The 14,753-nt window shown below is 57.2% G+C and carries 13 protein-coding genes and 1 tRNA gene; 7 read left to right on the top strand and 7 right to left on the bottom strand.

The annotated features are described in order from the left end of the window. Positions 1-82 precede the first annotated feature (82 nt). Positions 83-913 carry a glycosyltransferase family 25 protein gene (locus R2A130_RS00315; protein ID WP_009462752.1) on the top strand — a complete coding sequence of 277 codons (831 nt, stop codon included), beginning with the start codon at positions 83-85 and terminating at the stop codon, positions 911-913. Between the two features lie 7 nt (positions 914-920). On the opposite strand, the gene R2A130_RS00310 is transcribed toward R2A130_RS00315, so the two are convergent. The 5 genes from R2A130_RS00310 to guaB all read right to left on the bottom strand — a co-directional run bounded on the left by R2A130_RS00310 (position 921) and on the right by guaB (position 5,133). Further along, positions 921-1,376, bottom strand: coding sequence for a TspO/MBR family protein (locus R2A130_RS00310; RefSeq protein ID WP_009462750.1), 456 nt, complete (start codon positions 1,374-1,376; stop codon positions 921-923). An 87-nt stretch (positions 1,377-1,463) separates the two neighbouring features. Continuing rightward, a complete protein-coding gene (locus R2A130_RS00305) occupies positions 1,464-2,753 on the bottom strand; it encodes an RsmB/NOP family class I SAM-dependent RNA methyltransferase (protein WP_009462746.1) in 1,290 nt (429 codons plus the stop codon). 4 nt (positions 2,754-2,757) lie between these two features. Then, on the bottom strand, positions 2,758-3,216 hold the full coding sequence (locus tag R2A130_RS00300; protein ID WP_009462744.1) for an MAPEG family protein: 459 nt from the start codon (positions 3,214-3,216) through the stop codon (positions 2,758-2,760). A 3-nt stretch (positions 3,217-3,219) separates the two neighbouring features. Beyond that, complete coding sequence (locus R2A130_RS00295; RefSeq protein ID WP_009462742.1) at positions 3,220-3,630, bottom strand: MAPEG family protein; 411 nt, start codon at positions 3,628-3,630, stop codon at positions 3,220-3,222. Positions 3,631-3,633: 3 nt separating this feature from the next. Beyond that, complete coding sequence (guaB, locus tag R2A130_RS00290; protein ID WP_009462740.1) at positions 3,634-5,133, bottom strand: IMP dehydrogenase; 1,500 nt, start codon at positions 5,131-5,133, stop codon at positions 3,634-3,636. A gap of 329 nt (positions 5,134-5,462) precedes the next feature. Here guaB and R2A130_RS17290 point away from each other — a divergent pair, with 329 nt between their 5' ends. Further along, positions 5,463-6,746 (top strand): polysaccharide deacetylase family protein, encoded by a 1,284-nt coding sequence (locus R2A130_RS17290; RefSeq protein ID WP_009462738.1) that lies wholly within the window; start codon positions 5,463-5,465, stop codon positions 6,744-6,746. Between the two features lie 58 nt (positions 6,747-6,804). Here the strand turns inward: R2A130_RS17290 and R2A130_RS00280 are convergent, their stop codons facing one another. Then, positions 6,805-7,545: an RlmE family RNA methyltransferase gene (locus R2A130_RS00280; protein ID WP_009462737.1), complete on the bottom strand. Its 741-nt coding sequence runs from the start codon at positions 7,543-7,545 to the stop codon at positions 6,805-6,807. Continuing rightward, positions 7,545-8,600: a Ppx/GppA phosphatase family protein gene (locus tag R2A130_RS00275; protein ID WP_371179340.1), complete on the bottom strand. Its 1,056-nt coding sequence runs from the start codon at positions 8,598-8,600 to the stop codon at positions 7,545-7,547. Before R2A130_RS00275 ends, R2A130_RS00280 begins: the two co-directional genes overlap by 1 nt. Before the next feature lie 836 nt (positions 8,601-9,436). Between R2A130_RS00275 and R2A130_RS00270 the strand changes: the two genes are divergently transcribed. The 5 genes from R2A130_RS00270 (at position 9,437) to R2A130_RS00250 (ending at position 14,537) form a co-directional block, all read left to right on the top strand. Further along, positions 9,437-9,510, top strand: a tRNA-Gln gene (locus R2A130_RS00270). Positions 9,511-9,873: 363 nt separating this feature from the next. Beyond that, on the top strand, positions 9,874-11,286 hold the full coding sequence (locus tag R2A130_RS00265; protein ID WP_009462731.1) for a hypothetical protein: 1,413 nt from the start codon (positions 9,874-9,876) through the stop codon (positions 11,284-11,286). Between the two features lie 30 nt (positions 11,287-11,316). Continuing rightward, complete coding sequence (locus R2A130_RS00260; protein ID WP_040304305.1) at positions 11,317-11,823, top strand: hypothetical protein; 507 nt, start codon at positions 11,317-11,319, stop codon at positions 11,821-11,823. A 514-nt stretch (positions 11,824-12,337) separates the two neighbouring features. Next, complete coding sequence (locus R2A130_RS00255) at positions 12,338-13,666, top strand: hypothetical protein (protein ID WP_009462727.1); 1,329 nt, start codon at positions 12,338-12,340, stop codon at positions 13,664-13,666. A 310-nt stretch (positions 13,667-13,976) separates the two neighbouring features. Then, the gene (locus tag R2A130_RS00250) at positions 13,977-14,537 is read left to right on the top strand and encodes a hypothetical protein (RefSeq protein WP_009462725.1); all 561 of its coding nucleotides are present in this window, start codon (positions 13,977-13,979) and stop codon (positions 14,535-14,537) included. The last annotated feature ends 216 nt before the right edge of the window (positions 14,538-14,753 follow it).

Genomic DNA, 14,753 nt, shown 5'->3' with positions numbered 1-14,753 from the left:
ACCGACAAACTTGCCGTGGGCTTGGGCGTGGCTTACGCCGGGTCCGTGACCTGTGCAACGCGAAGCCGCCCTGGCACGACGATTGCCCACACCTGCTGACCTGAATGTCGAACCGGAATTGCCACCCATGCACCCTGCCTGCGGTATCTATCTCATCAATCTAGACCGGTCGCCCGACAGGTTGGAGACCCAGCGTGAGCAATTTGCAAAACTGGGTTTGAGCTTTGAACGGGTGGAGGCTGTTGACGGCAGCGGCCTTACATTTCCGCATCCCGACCTCGATGAAAAAGGCTTCCTGCGTCGCCACGGAAAGACGATCAATCCGAACGAATTGGGATGCACCTTATCTCACATGCGGGCCATCCGGATGTTTGGGGACAGCAACAACGACTTCGCGGTCATACTGGAAGACGATGCCGATCTCGCAGATGATTTCGAACAGGTTGTAGAAGCGGCCATCGCGCAAGCGAACCGCTGGGACATGGTGAAACTCAATCAGCGCCATTCCGGCATGCCGCTGACAGTCTCACAGCTAACGCCCGACTATAGTTTGGTCACCTATCTAGCAAAACAATCCGGCGCAGTCGGCTATCTCATCAACCGCAAAGCGGCACAGCAATATATCAAAAACCTACTGCCCATGCGGGTGCCATACGATCACGAATTCGACCGCGGCCACGCCTACGGCTTGCGCGTTTTCGGCGTATTGCCGCCAGTGGTGAAAGACAATCTCGCAGCAGGCTCCACCATCGGCTACGGCTACGTCAGCGACACGACCGGAGAAAAGCCCGTCACCAAGCCGCGCAAATTGCCAAGGTACAAACGCATTCCGGCCTACATTTATCGTTCAAGCGAAGCGCTGCTTCGCTTTTTTACAGCAGGCAAAAATGCAATAGCGGCAAGGTTCGGATAACGCGGCTTTAGGTGTTCAGCCACCAGACCGAAACGTTCAGCACCAGCGCAAACGATAGCCATGCCACGTAAGGAATGAAGCAGAAGGCAGCGAGCTTATCGCGCGTCCAAGTCGTGCTGATGAACGCCAGCGACAGAACCAGCACGCCCAGGATGATCCAGATCGCCCAGAACATTTCCTGCATGCCGAAGAACACCGGCGACCAAGCGAAATTAAGCACCAACTGGCCCAGCCACAGCCCCCAACCCGGTGTCTCGCCATTGCTGGTGAAAACACGCCAACCGGCTATCGCAATCAAAACATAAAGGATCGGCCACACGATACCGAACAGGTAGCCGGGAGGATCGAAGAATGGTTTGTTCAAGCCCTCGTACCACTCACCCGCCGGGAACGAGAGACCGATGGCAGCACCAACGCCGTTCACAAAGAGAATAAAAACAATGAGGGTGATGAAGCGTGCCATGGGACCGACCGAAATTATGTTGTGGGAAGTGATTACTGAAATAACGTGGAAGCGACCGTTTGGTTCGACCGCTCAATGAGCGACAGATTAGCCGCGATGGCCCATCACCGCAAAGTAGAAGCCGTCTGTTCCGGTCGAGGCTGGGGTCAAAGTGATCGACTTCATGTCGGATGACCACGGCTGCGGTTTGTCGAAACCGAACAAATCCTGCCAGACCTCACCGGAGGACAGCAGTTCGAATTGCGGATTGTCGGTGGTGAAGGCCACGATCTGGTTCTCGTTTTCCTCCGGCAACACCGAGCACGTTATGTAGATGAGGAACCCGCCCGGCTTCACGAAAGGCACGGCCTGTGACAGCACCTCTTCCTGCTCGGTCAGGCGGTTCTCCAGCATCTCGCGGGAAAGTTTCCACTTTGCGTGGGGGTGCCGCCGCCAAGTGCCGGTACCTGTGCACGGCGCATCGATGACAACGCGATCCATCTTGCCAACGAGATCGGAAATATCATCATCCGGACCGTGCACCTGTGCATTGTGAACACCAGCCCGTTTGAGCCGGTCGTAGATTGGTTTAAGCCGCTGCTTGTTGGAATCGTAGGCGTGGATTTGCCCCTTGTTTTCCATCACCGCAGCCAAAGCCAATGTCTTGCCACCGGCACCGGCGCAGAGGTCGAGAACCTGCTCGCCGGGACGTGCGAAAACAAGATCGGAGACGATCTGGCTGCCAGCGTCCTGAATTTCAAATTGTCCGCGCTGAAACGCACCTTCGGACTGCACATTGGGCTGCCGCGACGGCCCCTCACCTGCCGCAACACGAAGGCCGAAACGCGTCAGTGGGTCTGGCACGGCACCAGCCTTGGCTAGCGCCTTGGCAACCTTATCGCGGCTGGCCTTCAGAGTATTCGCCCGCATATCGACGGGAGGACGTTGCGAAAAAGCCTTCGCCTCTTCCATCCATTCATCGGCAAAATTTGCCTCGAAAGACGGCACCAACCAGTCCGGCAAGTCGGCTTGCACGGCGGGCGGTGCATCGGCCAGTTTGCGGCTGGTCCATTTTGCGATCTCATCATCCGTCAGCAGATCGGGGGCGAACTTATCGCCATCGAAAGCTGCGTTTAGGGTCTCTGGCGAAAAGCCCCAACTGTCCAGCAGCACAGCCAGCACCAGCTTGCGCGTGCTGTCGCTGTCCATGCGCCACTGCAACGAACGTTTCGAACGCAGCGCGTCATAAACGATATTGCCGATGGCAGCGCGGTCGCCGGAACCGGCAAACCTGTGGTCCAGACCCCAGCCCTTCAGCGCTTCCGACACCGGTCGGCTGCGTTTGTCGATGTCGTTGAGAACTTCGATTGCCGCGTTTGCGCGCCCGCCCAATCTCATCGACTTAAGCCCAGATCATGGCTGAGACGGTGACCTCGGCCATCAGCGCGACGAGCACTTTTATAGACGTGAGAAATATCTTGCGGCGGCGCATAACATCGTGGGCACCGATCATCTCGTTACCGTGCATCCAGCGCAGAGCGACAAAAGCGATGGCAAACACGACCGTCAGCCAGCTTGCGGTGCCGAGAGCCAGCGCCATAATGACCAGCGTGTAGAATATGACAGGCGCTTCGAACTGGTTGGTAACCGCGCGGCTATAGACCGCGAGGTCTTCCGGTTCGGACTGCGTGGCGCGATAGGTTTCGGCGGTGATACGCCCCTCCTTACCAGCTTTCATACGCGCTGCCGACATGACGCCATAAAGGCGAAAAACCAGCAGCATTTGGCCCACCACAGCCAGTACGAGCAGGCGCAGTTTCCACTCAGCTCCAGCGGTCCACAGAAGTTCGAAAGTTTCCATAGGTCAAAGCGCTCCCAGCGCAAGCCGTAGCCACAATGCGAGCAACAGCAAAAGTGAAAGACCGAACACCGGCGCGCGATGGCGGATACGGTTTCCGGTAATGTGAATGCCGATGTGGGCGCATTTCGCCAGCACAAAACCCCACGCAAGAACCAGCGTTATCGCATCGTTCATGCCCATCAGCATCGCAAAGCCGCAGGCTGCATAGAACAGGACCGGCGTCTCGAACTGGTTGGCAATCGCGTTGTGCCACAAGCGGCTTTCCGGCACCTCGTTTTCATAGGTGCGGTAGTCGGACATCTTAGCTGTTCCCACCTCGACCAGCTTTTTGCGGGCAAGAAATGTGAGAATGTATAGTCCAACTGTCGCCATCGCCATGACGAAAGCAGGCCAGAAAAGTGCGGTTGAGATCATAATCTATCGCCCGGAATAGTTCGGGCTCTCCCGTGTGATGGACACCGAATGGGCGTGGCTTTCAGACAGTCCAGCCGTCGAAATGCGAACGAATTTCGCGCGGTCAACGAAGTCGGTCAACGTAGCAGCGCCGACATAGCCCATGGACGCTTTCAAGCCACCTGCGAGCTGGTGCAACACGGAACCGACCGGGCCCTTGTATGGCACCTGCCCCTCGATACCCTCAGGCACCAGCTTCAACTCGTCCGTCACTTCCGACTGGAAATAGCGGTCCGCAGATCCGCGAGCCATGGCACCGACAGACCCCATGCCGCGATAGGCTTTGAACGAACGGCCCTGATGCAAATACACCTCACCGGGGGATTCGTCGGTACCCGCGAGCAGCGAACCGACCATGGCAACGGAAGCACCTGCGGCCAACGCTTTGGCAAGGTCGCCGGAATATTTGATGCCGCCATCGGCGATGATGGGAATGCCCGCATCGTGAGCAGCTTCGACAGCCGACATGATTGCAGAAAGCTGCGGCATGCCAACGCCTGCCACCATGCGGGTTGTGCAGATGGACCCCGGCCCGATGCCGACTTTAACGGTGTCCGCACCGGCGTCGATGAGCGCTTTGGTGCCATCTGCCGTTGCCACGTTGCCCGCAGCAATCCGTACCGTGTTCGACATTTTCTTCACGGCTGTAACCGCATCCAGCACGCGCTGCGAATGGCCGTGTGCGGTGTCGATAACCAACAGATCGACACCCGCCGCGATCAACCGTTCAGCACGTTCCATGCCATCTGGACCGACTGTGGTTGCCGCGCCCACACGCAATGAACCGGCAGCGTCCTTGGTGGCGCTGGGGTTCAGTTTTGAATTTTCCATATCCTTGACGGTGATGAGACCGGTGCAGTTGCCCTTTTTGTCCACCACCAACAGCTTCTCGATACGGTGCTGGTGCAGCAGTTTCTTGGCATCTTCCTGGCTCACACCTTCACGAACGGTCACAAGGTCTTCGCGCGTCATCAGCTCGTAGATGTGCTGGCTTGGGTCATCGGCAAACCGAACATCGCGGTTGGTCAAAATACCCACCAGACGCCCCGTCTTGTGGCCGCCGGTTCCGCCGTTTTCGACAACCGGAATACCGGAGATGCGGTGCGTCGCCATCAGCGCCAGCGCGTCTTCAAGCGTCGCTTCCGGCCCGATGACCAACGGGTTCACCACCATACCGCTTTCGAACTTCTTCACCTGCCGCACTTCTTCGGCCTGTTCGATGGGCGTGAGGTTGCGGTGGATGATGCCCATGCCACCGGCCTGTGCCATCGCAATGGCGAGGCGGCTTTCCGTAACCGTATCCATAGCAGCGGAAAGGATCGGCAGGTTGAGCGTAATATCCTTGGTCAGGCGCGTACCGACATTCACCTCGCCCGGCATAACTTCGGAATGGCCGGGTTGAAGCAGCACGTCATCAAAAGTGAGTGCCTGCTCGCCGGTAGCAGTTTGTATGATTTGCGCCATAGGAACGTTCCTGAACGAGGAAGTAAGAGGGGAAGTGCAGCCAACTCCCGCAGCACCCCTTAATGACGGCTCCCGCTAACACGGCCATCGGGCAAGGCATAGGCCATGAGACGATATGCCAACAGCAATTCCAGATATTCTCAGTCGTCGGAAAAACCGGCGCATCCGGCAATACGAGTCTTTACTGCAACACTGTTCAGTCATGCCGCGCGATCAGATGATTAACCCCTTCTTAACCACGCAGTCTTCAGGTTAATTTTGCGTCGGGGAAGACGCCGGTCGATTCGTAGTCAGTACGTCCGCTTACTGATCGAAAAGGTCCGGGATCAATGTTCAAGAAATATTTGCGCGCCGCTGCTGTGGGGGTGGCTACGCTTCTGTTGGGCGTACAGGCAGCACATGCCTGCATGGGTGTGTCACGCACCATTACTGTCAATTCATTCAAAACCCATATGGGCACAGGTGCATCCGGTGGAATCGGTTTGCGTCGTGGCGAGGTCGTTTTGACATTCGACGATGGCCCTGCCGGCAGCCGTACCGACCGAATCCTGTCGACGTTGAAACGTGAATGCGTCAAAGCGACATTCTTTCCGGTTGGCACCATGGCACGCGCCAACCCGCGCATGTTGCAAAAGGTCGCCCGCGCCGGTCACACAATCGCGCACCACACCCATTCCCACGCCAATCTGCGCCGTTTGTCGCCCCAGGCCGCCGGTCGTCAGATTGATAATGGCATCCGCGCAGTCAACAAAGCGCTTGGCTCCTATCGCGGTCGCTCCACAAAGCTGTTCCGCTATCCTTATCTCGCACGCTCTGCGGCGTTGGATCGCGTTTTGAAGAACCGTGGCCTGATACCATTCTCAGCCGGCATCATGAGCCAGGACTGGAAAGGTGGAAGCGCCACGAGTTGGGTCAACCGAGTGATGACGCAGCTCGCCCGTAAGGGTTCAGGCGTCATCCTCATGCATGACATTCAGGGCCGCACAGCAGCAGGGCTTCCCATTCTGTTGAAGCGCCTGAAAGCTGGTGGCTACCGCGTCGTCCATATTCGCGGTCGTGGTTCGGTCAAGCCACCGCGCTCCACCCCGCGCAATGCAGAGAAACCGCAATTGTTGGCAAAGGCCAGTTCTCGCAACCGCAGGAACGCCCGTAAAAGCACCAAGAAAGTCGTCGGCGAGCGCCGTTCGCTGTTCTCCTTCCTGTTCCGCAGCAACGATGTAGATCGCACAACCACAGGCTCCATCAAGAAGGCTGAAAAATCGAAGGCTGCCAAACGCCGCGCTGCCCTGCTCGCCAAGCGCAAGGCACAGAAAGGTCGCAAAGTCGCAAAAGCACAAAAGAGCGGTGGTCTGGCAGCGTGGTTCAAAAAGCGCCGCGAAGCACGTGAAGAACGTCGCGAAGTCCGCCTTGCAGAGCTGGCAGCCAAGCGAAGCAAATCCGGCCCATCGAAATCCATCCGCCGCACCGCCAGCGCTTTCGCCAAAACAAACGCTGCAAAGACTGATGAGGCAGATGCCGACAAAAAACCACGCCGCGTGATCTGGTGGCTTAAAAAGCGCAATGAAGGCGAAACCATCGCCGCATTCAAGGCGCGCGTTCAGGGCAAAACCTGAACGATCCAGAACGGATAGCTTTACGATACGGCGGGGCGAAAGCTCCGCCGTTTTTCGTTCAACTCTTACGATCCAACGCCAGCAGATAAAGCTCCACCGAACCATCACGGCTGGCCGGTGGCTTCACATGGTGGATCGATTTGAAGTTCTTCTTCATCAAATCCAGCAGCGCTTGTTCCGTACCGCCCTGAAATGTCTTGGTCAGAAAATGACCGCCCGGTTTCACAACCTCCAGCGCAAAGTCGAACGCGACCTCCACCAAAGCCATGGTACGCATGTGATCCGTCTTGCGGTGCCCGATTGTGGGCGCCGCCATATCGGACATGACCAGATCAATCGGATGCCCGCCCAGTGCTTCGCGCAACATATCCGGCGCATCATCGTCGAGAAAATCCTTCTTAATTATAGTCGCCCCCGGCACCGGGTCCATATCGAGATAGTCGATGCCCACAACGCGAATATCATCAATGGATGAGCCAACCTCGCGGGCCGCCACCTGACACCACCCACCTGGCGCAGCACCCAGATCGACCACACGATATCCAGGCTTCAAAATGTTGTAGCGGTCGTTCATCTCGATCAGCTTGTAGGCCGCGCGGGAAGCGTACCCCTCGGCGCGTGCTTTCTGCACATAAGGATCGTTCAACTGCCGCTGGAGCCAAAGCGTAGAGGACAGTTTGCGCCCCCGCGCCGTCTTCACCTTGGTGTGCATATTGCGCGGATTAACGCCGCGACCACCGGCTGAACCCGTACCGCTGCCGCGACCGCCTGCTCCACCATGACTGACCTTACGCGCCATCAGCGACGACCTCCTGGTTTGCCCGACGATTTGTCGGCTCTGCGGGTTTGTTGTGGTCGCGGGCCGCGCTGCCACGCATCATCAGCGTTCATCATCTGCGTCAAAAGTCCTTCGCGCAAACCACGGTCGGCAACGCGCAGCCGTGTGCACGGCCAAAGCTGTTGAATGGCCACCAATATAGCGCAGCCCGCCAGCACAAGGTCGGCGCGGTCTTTACCGATACAAGGATTCTGCACACGCTGTTCGAAGCTCATGTCCACCAGCCCCTGCACCATCTGCTCCACCTTACGCGAATCCATCCAGATACCATCGACGAGACGGCGTTCGTAGCGGGGCAGTTTCAGGTGAATGCCAGCCAGCGTTGTCACTGTGCCGGACGTGCCGAGCAGGTGAATATCATCTTCCGCCAAGGCTTCCGCCAACGCATCACGGCCTTCGAAATTTTGCAGGTGCTCCGCCACTTCATCCACCATGGCGTCGAAGACAGGCCGCGTGACGAGCTTACCGCCACCATGCTTTTCAGACAGCGTAACGACTCCCATAGGCAGCGACGTCCAAGCGACCATCGCCGGTCCAAGATCGTGGCGATTGCGCTTGGATAAATCGAGCAGCGCCAGTTCCGAAGAGCCTCCACCGATATCGAACAGCACCGCCCCTTTGGACTTGCGGTCAACAAGGGAAGAACAACCCGCCACCGCTAGCCGGGCTTCGGTTTCGCGGTCAATAATTTCCAGCTTGAGGCCAGCCTCTTGCTCAACTCTGGCAAGGAATTCTTCGCCATTTTCTGCCCGCCGACAGGCTTCTGTTGCGATCAACCTGACGCCTGCAACCTCGCGGTTTTCCAATTTGGCAGCACATGCCTTTAACGCGCCCACAGCCCTATCCATCGCGCCTTCTGATAAACGTCCGCTTGCGCCCAAACCTTCGCCCAACCGCACAATGCGGGAAAACGCGTCAATCACCCGGAAGCGACCAGGTTGCTGCGGGACAGCCACCAGCAGACGACAATTGTTGGTGCCAAGATCAAGCGCGGCGTAGGCAGGCAAATTGCCCATGACCCGCGGCGCTGTCTGCAAATGCGGACGGTCATTGCCCATTGCAGCCCCGCTATTGGCAGAGTGGTTTTTACGTCCATTTGCAGAATGAAGGGTAGAATGATTGTCGCCGCGCGGCCGCTTCGCCCGTTTTCCGGTTTTCGGCGCTACCGGCGCAGAAGGTACCTCACCTACCGGAACTTCGTTTGAAACCGCACCGTCACGGCGTCCACGCCTTCGCGTCCGCCGTCGGCCACCTCGTCCTGCACCATTTTGGTTGGCACTATCGCCTGCTGCCCCGCGTTGTGGGGACTGTTGAGCCGCACCATCCGGCACGCTCAAATTGCCGTCATTGTCCGTGGATAAGGGTGGCGCTTCCCGCGCGGACGTCTCATCTATCGGCCGGACCGCATGTCCTGCCTCCGCGACCGCGGGCGATTTCTTTCGCCGCCGTCTGCGATGACGCCGTCTGCGCTTGCCCTCACCGGTCTCGCGTGATCCCTGATCACGCCCCTCGGCTGCTTGCGCTGACGGTGCAGCTTGATCCGGACCGTCCGGGGCGTTTCGCCCATCGCGACTGTCGGACACCGTATTTCCTCTGCCCAAAATCCGTCGCGATCATAAGATCAGCCACAAGGATCAGAGCCTGTTTCAAGTTACCGCAAGCCTAACCGCAAAAACCGTTCCTCCACAAGCGAAGGCTGAACGGATTACCAAAACAGCAACGAAGAATTTGCGCGTAAAAGCCCTATGCCAACGCCTTGACCCATCACCACCATCGCTCTAAACCCCGCCTATCGGCAGCATAATATGCAACCGACCAGCCGCGCCAAAAACGAAAAACCGGCACAGCACATTGGGGAATAGGTTAACGGTAGACCCACGGACTCTGACTCCGTTAGTCCTGGTTCGAATCCAGGTTCCCCAGCCAACCTTCTTCATTATCCTTTTCTTTCAGTTGGTTAGACCAATTCGGCGCCTTACTGCCCATCGGGTTCCCCAGCAGTGTCACACAAACCTGTCACACAGGAGTGCCCACAAACGCCACGACAGCCGCAAAGCGTGTCATCATTGACGTCAGTCCGGACATGTCCGTTTTCGAGAAATACTTCGAAAATCATGGTGAAAACAAATCATGAGCGTCGTCGGCGTCCATCTTCGGGGGAAGACTTTCGTATTCCGTCGTCGCTTATTGTCGTTTTCAAAGCATCCACCTAAATCTATCGTACTGACACTATCACTATGTACACGCGACAGGTCGGTTGCGGAGACAATGGGTGCGAGGATCAATGCTATGATTGCCGAATATGCAGCGAATTCGGGACTGACCGACGAGGTTGTCCGTCAGGCAGTGGAAATCGAGCGAAAGCGTGTCGGTAAAAGGGTGCAGGCTCTGGGCGCGGCAATGCGTGCTTCCGCCTCACCTCAGGTCGTTGCGAACAGAGTGGAAGACGAGACCATACACGGATGGACGCAGCGCCTCGTGGCAGAGTTCGGTACGCGCTTCGTAGACGACGATTACGGGCTCGGCCTGTGTAAGAGCTATCTGTCTGGCCAAGGATTATCGGACGTGGGCATCGAACGCGTTTTGAATGATGCTATCTATTATGGCCAAAGCCGCTTTGCGACTGCAGATGCTCGTCGATCGCTCTCGCAAGCCGGCGTCGAAAAACCTGACTTCCGCGAGCTAGAAGAGCATGCAGGTCGGCTGGCATTGGCAAAAGCTGAATTGCTCCACTCATATCGCGACTATCCCGACCATATCGTAAGTCACGCGCTACAAGGTTTTTTCGTCGATGTTGTCGGAGGAGACGCACCTGTTGCCGCGGCAACAGATGCGCCTGCTCAGCTCTCTGCGGGCTCCGTGCAAGCGCCACGTGCAACGTCGGCGGCAAGTCCTAACGATGTGATGCCAGAGCCGCCTACCCACGCTTCACAAAGCTTCGCCATTCTACAAACCAAAGCAATATCTCCGACGAGCGAAACTGTCGACTTCCTCAAAGATGGTTGGGGATTGAACGCTGCTCAATCCGAGCCGCCAGTGTTGCTGCCCGTCGTTCCCGGCCCTGTTGATAATTTTCCTAAGTCAGTCGAGCCTGCAGAACGTCCTGGATTACCGCTTTCAGAGCTTGAGGCACATTTGATCGAGGTCGTCGCACCCCATCGCAATTGGAATTCGAAATCTCTTTGTCAGGCGGTAACCACATCGCGGCTGCTTTTGGCTGTCTGTCATAGCAACGGGATCAAAACCACGGGCGAGATAACCCAGCTTGAGATCGGCGAGTTTGCGGACATGCTAGCTTGGCTGCCGCCTCGTTACGGACAGCGTATGGCGCACTTCAAGAAAGGCACATTTCCCGACCTCGATCTTTTGCGGAAATGGGCGCTTGAAGCGAGACAAACCGCCAAAGACGCTGGCAAGGACCCAAATAAGGCGTGTGGCCTGAGCAACCAGACGCAACGACGTCACTTCTGCAATTTGTCCGCATTGCTCGACCGTTTGCGCGGTAGCGGTCTGATTGCACCAGATCTTTTCTGGAAAACACTGACGCCGAAAAAACGCAAACCTATTCCGCAGAAAAAACTCGAACCGGAGCAGGCTGGTGAGCTGCTTACGGCAATTCAGTGGGCGTACGATAAGGCACCGGTCGGTGCCGATAGAGACGCCCTGGAAGCACTGTTCCACTCAACTTCGATGTTGATTTAACACGGCACTCGCCGAGCCGAGGTCGTTGATATGACTGCTAAAGAACTCGTGGACAACACGTTCTGTCCGTATATCGATTTCAAAAGGGCGCCCGAGAGAAGCTTCAAGAACGAGATTTCGCAGCGTCCCGTTCCTTTCCATGATGAAGCCGTTCGCCTTGGTACTCTAACTTATATCAGAGAAGCTCAGAAAAGCGGCAGAGAGCGCGTGTTTCAAGCTCTGAAGCCTGAATGCACAGATGGGCTAGGCGATGCCTATTATGATCTCCTCCGTAAGGTCTGCGATGACTACAACGCGGAGCATGATACTGATGTCGGCAACTGGGATCGGTTGGTCCACAGCCTGCGGCACTGCGGCAACAATACGATACGCAGGATTTCCCCGGACCGCGAAGCGAGGTTTGAACTCTTTGGCCATTTGGATGGCAGTGTGAACGTGGAGACCTACTCCGAGCGGTTGCCGATCTTGCGGATCTCGACGATTGTGAACGTATTCCCGGTGGTCACAGCTTCGATTAGGCCTCTTTTGGCAAGGTGACGGTTGTAGGCGGATCAGTCAGGAAACGTGCCCTCCAGCCCGTCAGTACGCCCAGGTTTACGCAATACAATCCGGGGTGAACAAAGTTTCTAAATAGGTCGGAAGAAATCCGGCGTTGGACCGTCGTGCTTATTGCCGGGTTCTGGGGGCGGCTCGCTTGCCGTTCACCCTGCAACGGCAGAGTGTATTCACCGTTCTAAAAATTAACCAAAACCGCAAAACACGATGGCAGCACATCGCAGGGTGTGAGATAATCTTATTGTCTGGATTAGGCGGTCGCAAATGCGGCCGAGGATAGAGGTTACAGCCTCTTCCCCGACCTAAACCCGGACAACGCAGTGGAGGTCGCCGGGCCTGGAGCACGGATACCCAAAAAGCACACGTCGCGAAAGCGTCGTCTTCCCTTCTTCGAACTTTTCGTTCGACGAGGATGGCGATCTGTTCTTTCAGACCCGTGGCCTCCTTTTTCGCCCCTCGGATGTTCCGAGCGGCAGGTCGAAAAAGGATAAAGACCATGAAGAACGTGAATAAGAACACCGCCCGCAACACCAAGCTGTCTATCGGCGATGTGGCGCAGAAGTCTCCCGTGACCTACGGATCGGTGCTGCCGAACCTCGGCAATGGGTTGTACCGCTCGACGGTCATGCCGGATGGCGTGGGCGCAGTGACGAGCATCGCGGATACCGATGCAGATAGCGCTGCTGCAACCCGAAATGCACCCGAGCAGAGCAACTGCACCACCAATTTACGCGACAATGCCTGCGCCTCTCTCAATGCGAGTTTCGATGATTACCCCGACGATGGCATGGGTCCTCCCCCGATCACGATCGACTGTGCTGACCTGCGGGCCGACGAGATTGCGCATCGCCTTGGTGGCACGCTGATTGCAGAAAGGCTGCACGGCAAGATCACCTCTGCCTTGCAGGCGCAGGGTCTCGACACCGAGTTCGGAGCAGACGATCGTCGCTACCTCTCCGCGGCAGGCCTCGTTCGCAACTACGTGACCACTATGGCTTCGGCGATCGTGCAGGCATCGGTCGATCGTGACCTGCCGATGGATCCGGTATTGGGTGCGGCATCTGACTTCGCCTCGACAGCGTTTGCCATTCCAAAACGTTGCGGCCCGGTGTTGAGCGATACAATGGCGGGTGCAATCGACACGCACCCGGACATGATCGTGCTGACCGAAGTTCCGATCCCGGTCCCGCAGCGCGCGATTGCGACAGCTAAGCGTCATTTGAAGGCTGGGAAAGGCGACAAGGTGAAGCCGCAGTCCTACTCGCCAGAGGAGTTTGCGAAGGCGCGCGTTCGTAACGTGGACATCATCGCGATCGACCGCCGGACAGGACACGTGATGGCAATCGAAAGCAAACGCGGTCAAGGACCATCGGACCACGGCCAGGCTTCTCGCACATCGACGAGGTTGAAAGGTATCGAGCTTAGCCTCGCTTCCTGGCTCGACTGGAACAATATCCTCGACGTGACATGCGTCACGGCGATCGTAGCCGATCACTATGGCAAGAGCGGCTTTCGCTTCGGACTGCAGGTTTCGGGAGGTACCTTCGACGAGGCCCTTGGTGTACGCGGCGTGGATGAAATCATGCGCGAACTCGAAGACTGCCTCACAGAACGCACGGCCCACGGTTTGTGGCCGGTCTTGCTGGAGACGCTCACGGCCTTCATGGAATCGGGCTTCGCCGGTCAGCCGGATACGGCGATCGACGACCATACGGCGCGGCTGTTGTTGTCGTCTGTCGTGAAGTTCCGCTCCGGAAACATCATGATGCTGGAGTTGCTGCGCAACGCATTGGACGTTTCTCGTGGAGAGAACCAGCGCAGCTAGCCGAAGCGACCGGCAAGAATGGGCGAGTTTTGCTTGCCCCGACTAGCCGGTCTCAATCCTTGGGACGGCAGCACCTCGTATACGAAAGGTGCTGCCGCACTCGGAAAAACTCGACCGGCTCGTGAAGTTACCAGTCCATCAAAACGGTCTGCACGCGTAGATTTTGAGCCGGTCTATCTCGTTCCAAGTCTGACGCGCGTCGCAGAGCGTCCGGACCCTGCTGATCTCGATCACCCTATTTTCTCTCGTTCGCCTCCGATGTCCGTCGCGATATAGGAAAGGTGGAGCCGTATTTGAAAGCAAAAATAAAATGTCGAACACTCCCAAAACCCCGTCGAGCAGAAACATCATCAATATCAACGGCTACCCTGCCTTCCCGACGTCCTTGGACGATCTGCCTCCGCCGCGCTACGTGGAAGAGGTTGAGATCGGACATACGTTCGATGCACAGACAGCGGACGGTCGCGGCATCACAGTCTATGTCCCGCCTGCTGATATGCCCCTACCCGCCGACCCTCCGCCCTTGGCTGAAGCTCGACATGAGCCCCGGTCTCTGGCGAACTGCGCCATCGGCATATGGGCGGACCCTGCGCCGGTGGTTGCACTCTGCTTTATCTACGGACGGCTATTCGGCTGGGCCGGTCAACCGATCCCGCGTTCGCTGGCGGCGTTGCTGCTCGAACATGTGCGTCTCGGAAATTTAGCCGCGAAGCTCGTGGCGGATTGGTTGGTCCGCTCTGGAGGCCTGACAACTGAAGAAGCTGCGAACGTAAAGGCGGCAAAACAGGTCAACAAAGACCACCACCTCCTTCTCGAAGGTTCTTGCAACAGTTCTCCTAACAACGGGTTCGATGGTGGCGAAGATGCGTAGGAACTCATTCAGGCGCTCAGAGCGGCCTACGAACATGACGAATGGCACGCTTCCGATAGGTCAGCTGCCGCGGACCCGCAGATCGAAAGTTGATGTCAGGGCCCGTCAAAAAACGCTTCACGGAAATCAGCCGCAATCAGTTGCGGCTCACTTTGAATTCCGTGAATTGGCAGATCAACAGACGTTCAAAACCGCTTTCCCAGACGTTGCGGCGTT

Origin of the sequence: Ahrensia sp. R2A130, assembly GCF_000179775.1 — a bacterium.
GTDB lineage: Bacteria > Pseudomonadota > Alphaproteobacteria > Rhizobiales > Rhizobiaceae > Pseudahrensia.
This window is presented reverse-complemented; position numbering and strand designations above follow the sequence as displayed.

What these genes read in the sequence shown, in the direction of transcription:
- R2A130_RS00310 (WP_009462750.1), bottom strand. Translation starts at nt 1,376, where the DNA reads ATGGCACGCTTCATCACCCTCATTGTTTTTATTCTCTTTGTGAACGGC.
- R2A130_RS00250 (WP_009462725.1), top strand. Translation starts at nt 13,977, where the DNA reads ATGTCGAACACTCCCAAAACCCCGTCGAGCAGAAACATCATCAATATC.
- R2A130_RS00295 (WP_009462742.1), bottom strand. Translation starts at nt 3,630, where the DNA reads ATGATCTCAACCGCACTTTTCTGGCCTGCTTTCGTCATGGCGATGGCG.
- R2A130_RS00280 (WP_009462737.1), bottom strand. Translation starts at nt 7,545, where the DNA reads ATGGCGCGTAAGGTCAGTCATGGTGGAGCAGGCGGTCGCGGCAGCGGT.
- R2A130_RS00305 (WP_009462746.1), bottom strand. Translation starts at nt 2,753, where the DNA reads ATGAGATTGGGCGGGCGCGCAAACGCGGCAATCGAAGTTCTCAACGAC.
- R2A130_RS17290 (WP_009462738.1), top strand. Translation starts at nt 5,463, where the DNA reads ATGTTCAAGAAATATTTGCGCGCCGCTGCTGTGGGGGTGGCTACGCTT.
- R2A130_RS00260 (WP_040304305.1), top strand. Translation starts at nt 11,317, where the DNA reads ATGACTGCTAAAGAACTCGTGGACAACACGTTCTGTCCGTATATCGAT.
- R2A130_RS00300 (WP_009462744.1), bottom strand. Translation starts at nt 3,216, where the DNA reads ATGGAAACTTTCGAACTTCTGTGGACCGCTGGAGCTGAGTGGAAACTG.
- R2A130_RS00255 (WP_009462727.1), top strand. Translation starts at nt 12,338, where the DNA reads ATGAAGAACGTGAATAAGAACACCGCCCGCAACACCAAGCTGTCTATC.
- R2A130_RS00275 (WP_371179340.1), bottom strand. Translation starts at nt 8,600, where the DNA reads ATGGGCAATTTGCCTGCCTACGCCGCGCTTGATCTTGGCACCAACAAT.
- guaB (WP_009462740.1), bottom strand. Translation starts at nt 5,133, where the DNA reads ATGGCGCAAATCATACAAACTGCTACCGGCGAGCAGGCACTCACTTTT.
- R2A130_RS00265 (WP_009462731.1), top strand. Translation starts at nt 9,874, where the DNA reads ATGATTGCCGAATATGCAGCGAATTCGGGACTGACCGACGAGGTTGTC.